Genomic DNA, 739 nt, shown 5'->3' on the forward strand with positions numbered 1-739 from the left:
ACCCGGGACGTGACCGACCGGCGGACCGCGGTGCGCGATTCGCTTCCCGGTCTGCGCGCCGAACTGCTCGCCGCCGAGCAACGCGACCGCGACCTGCAGGCGCTCGCCCGGCACGAGGCCGAGCGCCGGACGCTGGACGAGTCACGCCGGCAGGCGCTCGCCGACGCGGCAACGCACGCCCGGCTGGCCACGGCGGCGCGGGAGCTGGCTCAAACTCGACGCGAGGAGGCCACGGGTCATCAGCGCCACGCCGACGGCCTAAGCGACGTCGCCGTCAGGGCCCGCCGGGAGCTCGCCCAAGTGCCCGGCGGCGGGGACGTCTCGCCGGACGCGCCCGTGCCCGCCGAGCCCGTCGAGGTGCTCCGGGCGCGCTTCATTGCCGCGTCGGACGCGTACACGCGGGGGGGAGGTCGGCGCCGAGTTGCGGGTCCGCCTCGACCAGGCGGAACGCGAGCAGGCCCGGGCACGGTCCCGGTTCGAGGAGCTGACCCCGGCCGTGCGGCAGCGGGCCCTGGAACTGCTGGACACGCCCGAGGGCGCCGACTTCGGCAGCCGGAGCGCCGCCCGGCGGCGGAGCACCGACCGGGTCGTCCGGGCCAGCGAGAACCTGAGGACCGCCGTTGCCGCGACGGCGGCGATCAACGCGCGACTCAGCGAACTCACCGAGCAACGGGCTCTCCCCGCCGATTTCATCGCCCCGGCCGACGAGGACAACGCTGCCGCCCTGCTCAACGCGGCC

Annotated in this window: 1 protein-coding gene; it reads left to right on the forward strand. The window is 76.3% G+C overall.

All coding sequences use genetic code 11. The features are described from left to right. Window positions 1-421: 421 nt before the first annotated feature. A partial coding sequence (locus KBX39_RS32405; protein WP_210874239.1) for a hypothetical protein occupies window positions 422-739 on the forward strand: 318 nt, incomplete at its 3' end.

Origin of the sequence: Micromonospora sp. D75, from assembly GCF_018070405.1 — a bacterium.
Lineage (GTDB): Bacteria > Actinomycetota > Actinomycetes > Mycobacteriales > Micromonosporaceae > Micromonospora > Micromonospora chalcea.